The organism is Campylobacteraceae bacterium, assembly GCA_013215945.1.
Taxonomy (GTDB): Bacteria; Campylobacterota; Campylobacteria; order Campylobacterales; family Arcobacteraceae; genus NORP36.
Window position 1 is genome coordinate 1 of the sequence record JABSOM010000023.1, and the last position, 5594, is coordinate 5594.

Annotated in this window: 6 protein-coding genes; all 6 read left to right on the plus strand. The window is 31.3% G+C overall.

From position 1 onward, the window contains the following. A partial coding sequence (locus tag HRT41_15955) for a formate dehydrogenase subunit gamma (GenBank protein NQY25514.1) occupies positions 1–479 on the plus strand: 479 nt, incomplete at its 5' end. A 621-nt stretch (positions 480–1100) separates the two neighbouring features. Next, the gene (locus HRT41_15960) at positions 1101–1874 is read left to right on the plus strand and encodes a molecular chaperone TorD family protein (GenBank protein NQY25515.1); all 774 of its coding nucleotides are present in this window, start codon (positions 1101–1103) and stop codon (positions 1872–1874) included. 90 nt (positions 1875–1964) lie between these two features. After that, complete coding sequence (locus tag HRT41_15965) at positions 1965–2171, plus strand: Tat pathway signal protein (GenBank protein ID NQY25516.1); 207 nt, start codon at positions 1965–1967, stop codon at positions 2169–2171. Positions 2172–2200: 29 nt separating this feature from the next. Next, on the plus strand, positions 2201–2764 hold the full coding sequence (locus tag HRT41_15970; protein ID NQY25517.1) for a molybdopterin-dependent oxidoreductase: 564 nt from the start codon (positions 2201–2203) through the stop codon (positions 2762–2764). A gap of 48 nt (positions 2765–2812) precedes the next feature. After that, positions 2813–5035 carry a formate dehydrogenase subunit alpha gene (locus HRT41_15975; protein ID NQY25518.1) on the plus strand — a complete coding sequence of 741 codons (2223 nt, stop codon included), beginning with the start codon at positions 2813–2815 and terminating at the stop codon, positions 5033–5035. 10 nt (positions 5036–5045) lie between these two features. Beyond that, the coding region (locus HRT41_15980; protein NQY25519.1) for a 4Fe-4S dicluster domain-containing protein at positions 5046–5594 on the plus strand (549 nt) is incomplete at its 3' end.

Genomic DNA, 5594 nt, shown 5'->3' on the forward strand with positions numbered 1-5594 from the left:
CAATTTCAACACTTTTATTTATAGTTTCAATAGTTCCAATGTTTTTTATGTGGTTAAAAGATATGCTACCAACATCAGATGATATTAAATGGATGATGATTTTAGGTGGATACTTATATAAAAGAAACGACCCAGTTCCAGCTGGAAAATTTAATGCAGGTCAAAAGATGTGGTATTGGATAGCAACATTAGGTGGATTTTTGATGATTCTAACAGGTGCAATTATGTACTTCCAAGACTTCAAAATTGATTTTGTAGCTAGTTTAATAACACAAATCGATCTTTTAAGAGGATCTGCGATATTACATAATGCTTTAGGACTTGCTGTATTAGCACTTTTCTTAACACATGTATATATGTCAGTATTTGCAATTAAAGGCGCGATTCATAGTATTATCACTGGATATAAAGAAGAAGAAGAAGTTGAAATCCTTCATAGTTCTTTTTATAAAGAATTAAAAAAAGACAAAAAATTGTAAATTTAAAACTTTTTCTCGAAAGAGAAAAGGTTTTTTATTTTCACAAAACTTCTAATAATTTGATATTAATTATTCATAAAAATCCAATCTATTTAATAAATAAAAAATCAATTAAATACTATTATTTAACTCAATTCATAGTATTTATGTATAGATTAAAAAAAGATTTAAACTTAAAATTTTTGATTCTTATTCTTCTTTGAAAATCTAAAGTATAAAAAATGACAAATTTTATAAAAAAAGAAGCATTTTTTTTCTCCAAAATCTTAAAAAAAATAATGAATTTCAAAATTTACCTTTTTATAAGCTTCTAATCATTATCTTCATTAAAATTTTTAGATTAGTTTAAGAATAGTTTTTAATATGCAAAATATGCATATTTTTACATTAATGAAAATTAGGCATGTATAAAAACTACAAAAAACTAATTGATAAAAGCTCTCATAATGGATAAGTATTTTTTACCTAAAAAACTGTGTTTCTTTTTGTATAAATAAGACTTAAGAGTACTACTATAAAGCAAGTCTAAATAGTAATTAAGGTTTCTTTAAAGTATAAGAATTTACAATTAGGTCAAGAAAACTTTACCAATATTTTTTGGTAAGAAATTAAAGGATAAAAATGAAAGATAATAAAATCAATAAAGCAAGAGCATTATACTATTCAATGTTTTCAAGATTTTTTGTTTTTTCATCAAACAATAATAGATATTTAGAATTAATAGAACTTATAAATACTTTAAAAGAAAATCCATTAGATGCAAGTACAGCTATTGCATTTGAAGAATTATCAAATACTTTGAAAATGGATTCAAATGTTGAGCTTATGCTTGAATTTGATGATATTTTCCACTCACCTGAAACTACTACTGTTAGAACTACTGCTTCTTATTATGATGAAGATATAGAATCTGGTAAAAAAAGAGTAGAAATGCAAAACTTTTTAGCAAAAACAAAAATAAGAAGAGATGAAAAAAAATACTCTGATTATGAAGATCATATTGGTTTTATTTTTACTGTTTTAGCTGAGCTTTGTACTTTAATATCTGAAGGTGAAGAAGTTTATGTAAATACATCTCATTGTATTTTCGATCAAATATTAAATGATTTTGTAGATGATTTTTCAAAAGAAATATATGAACATGAAAGTGCAAAAATTTATAAAAATGTAATTGTTTTATTAAAAGCATTTATTGAGTTTGAAAGAATTTATTTAGAAGTATCACTTCCAGCTCCAAGAGAGAGACCTCTAAGAAGTACTTGCTCAGAAGAGTTATCAGATGTTGAAATTGAGAGAAGAAAAAGAAACAAAGCTTTAAGAGCAAGCGGACCTAAAAAACATAAAGAAAAAGAAGAAGAAGTATTTGTAACATTTGATGTTGAAGAAGATCTGTAAATAAGTTTTTATGCTGTTGAAGTAAGTCAAATTATTTTGATTTATTTCAGCAGCATAAAATTTATGTTTCTGAATATAAAAGGATCAATAATGCAAAAATCAAGAAGAGATTTTGCTAAAAAAGCTGCTGTTGTCCTTGGTGCCACTGCTGTTGGTGCTAGCGCTTTAGCTGCTAATGCAAGTAAAGCTTCTTATGAAGCTGATTCAAATGGTGTTGTTATAGGGAATTCTAATAAAAAAGAAGTTCTTTATAAAAAAACTAAAGCTTGGGAAGATTTTTATAAACAAGCTTTATAAAACAAACAATAAAAGTTAAGGAGTAGAATATGTCAATTAGTACATATGATGCACTGAAAGCAAAAGTTGGTAGAAGATCATTTTTAAAAATGGCTGCTATAGCAACTGCTGCTGGTGCTGTAAATGCTTTAGCTAATAATGATGGAGTTACTAGAGCTGCATCAGAAGAAGAGATTAAAAATCCTTTTCCTGGTTCAACAAAAGTAAAAACTATCTGTAATGCCTGTTCTGTTGGATGTGGGATTATTGCTGAAGTTCATAATGGTGTTTGGGTAAGACAAGAAGTTGCTCAAGATCATCCGATCTCATTAGGAGGTCACTGTTGTAAGGGTGCTGATATGATTGATATGGTTCGATCAGAAGTTAGATTAAAGCACCCTATGGTTAAAACGAAAGGAAAGTGGAAAAGAATCTCTTGGGATGAAGCACTTGACAGAATCGCTGCAAAACTAAAAACAGCTCATGAAACAGTGGGTGCAGATTCTGCAATGTTTTTAGGTTCAGCAAAAATGAGCTCAGAGCAAGCATATTATTTTAGAAAATTTGCTGCTTTTTACGGAACAAATAATATAGATCATCAAGCTAGAATTTGACATAGTGCAACAGTCGCCGGTGTGGCGAATACATGGGGTTATGGTGCTATGACAAACTCACTTGGAGATATCCAAAACGCGAAAGCAATTATTATTTTCGGAGCAAATCCTGCAGTTAATCACCCAGTTGGATTTGGACATTTTTTAAAAGCTAAAGAACGAAACAATGCCAAAATCATTGTAGTAGATCCAATTTTTACTAAAACTGCTGCGAAAGCAGATCACTATTGTAGAATAAGACCAGGTACTGATATTCCATTTATGTATGGAATGTTACATCTTATTTTCAAAAATAAATGGCACAACGAGTCTTTTATTAATGATAGAGTTTATGGTATGGATGAAATTATGGAAGAAGCTAAAAAGTGGAATCCTAAAAAAGTTGAAGATGTAACAGGAATTCCTGCTGATCAACTAATTCAAATTACAAGAGTATATGCGCAATCTACTCCAGGTACTTTGATTTGGGCTATGGGTTTAACTCAACATACTGTGGGATCTTCTAATACAAGATTAGCTCCAATATTACAATTAGCTCTTGGAAACATGGGTGAAGAAGGTGGTGGAACTAATATTTTAAGAGGTCACGATAATGTTCAAGGTGCTACGGATATGTGTTGTTTATCACATACTTTACCTGGATATTATGGTTTAAGCGATGGTTCATGGAAGTACTTTGCTAAGTCTTGGGGCGTGGATTATGAATGGTTAAAAGGAAGATTTGCTGCTAAAGAATGGATGAACAAAAAAGGTTTCACACTTTCTAGATGGTGGGCAGGTGTTTTAGATGGTAAAAACGGTAATGATAAAATTCATAACGGTGGAACTAATCTTAAAAACCTTATTGTAATGGGTAATGGTATTACTTCAATTGCACAGCAAGCTAAAGTTAAAGAAGGTTTAGACAATTTAGAAATGATTGTACTTGTTGATCCTTTTGTAAATGAAGCTGCTATTTTAACTGATAAACAAGATGACGTGTTTATTTTACCAGCTGCAACTCAGTTTGAAACATCTGGAACAGTTGTTGCTACAAATAGAAGTGCACAGTGGAGAACTAAAGTAGTTGAACCAATGTATGAATCTAAAACTGATGAAAACATTATGTTTGAATTAGCAAAAAGATTAGGATTCTATGACGAATATACTCGTGGAATGTTAATTAGAGAAGATAAAAAAGAATTTACTTGGCCAGAAGATGCTTGTGATGAAATTGCAAGAATTATTAAAACAATCGGTTTAACTGGTTGGACTGCTAAGAGAATTAAAAAACACACTGATAATTGGCATATGTTTGATCAGATTTCTGGTCGTGGATATGGTGAGATGAAGGGTGAGTATTATGGTTTACCTTGGCCTGTATGGACAGAAAATCATGGTGGTTCACCAATTTTATATAACATTCACAGATCTGTTAAAGATGGGGGAATGGGATTTAGAAATAGATTCGGATTAGAACATGATGGCGTAGATTTATTAGCAGGAAAAGGATCAGCTCCTAAGAATTCAGCTAATAAAGATGGTTATGCAGAAATTACAAGAGATAATATTGAAAAAACTCTTGGTATTAAATTAACAGCAGATGAGAAAAAAAGAATTGGTAAAAACTGGAAAGTTGATACTTCTAATATCATAGCTGAAAAATGTATGGAAGCTGGAATGGCTCCTTATGGAAATGCGAAAGCAAGAGCAGTAGTTTGGACGTTCCCAGATGCTATTCCACTTCATAGAGAACCGTTACATTCTCCAAGACAGGATTTAGTTAAAGAATATCCTTCTTATGCAGATAAGGGGAATCATTACAGAGTTGATACTCAGTATGCATCTAAACAAAATGAAAAAGATTGGTCAAAAGAGTTCCCAATTAATCTTGTTACTGCAAGACTAGTTAATATGAATGGTGCTGGAATGGAAAATAGAGCAAGTAAATATTTAGCTGCTTTAACTCCTGAGATGTTCTGTAGAATTCATCCAGATTTAGCAGGTGAGTATGGAATTAGAGATGGTTCAATGATGTGGATTCATTCACCAGAAGGTACAAAAATTAAAGTTAAAGCTGAATATTCTTTCTCTGTTTCTGAAGATAGAATTTGGTTACCTTTCCATTTTGCTGGTCATTTCCAAGGTGAAGATTTATCTCATAAATATCCACAAGGTTTAAAACCATTTGCAGTTGGGGAAAGTGCGAATACTGTTACTAACTACGGTTATGACATCATTACTCAGATTCCTGAAACAAAAGGTGGATTATGTCGAATAGAATTTGCGTAGGAGAATTGATATGAGCGAAAATGCAAGATTAAAATTTTATTGTGATGATCAAAGATGTATTGCTTGTGATGGTTGTTCGGTAGCTTGTGCGGAAGCGCACGAGTTACCAGCAGGTATTAACAGAAGAAAAGTAATAACTATGAATGAGGGTATTCAAGGACTTGAATACTCACTTTCAATTGCTTGTATGCATTGTACAGATGCACCATGTGAGCAAGTATGTCCAGTTGATTGTTTTTATATTAGAGAAGACGGAATTGTTCTTCATAGTAAAGAAAAATGTATCGGTTGTGCTTATTGTTTATATGCCTGTCCTTTTGGAGCTCCTCAGTTCCCTCAAGATGGTGCTTTTGGAACAAAAGGTGCTATGGATAAATGTACTATGTGTGCAGGTGGTCCTGAACAAACTAACTCACATACTGAAAGAGAACTTTATGGTCAAAATAGAATTTCTGAAGGTAAAGTTCCAGTTTGTGCAGCTATGTGTTCTACAAAAGCATTATTAGTTGGTGATTCTCAAGAAATCTCTAAAATATATAGAGAAAGAGTTTTATCAGTT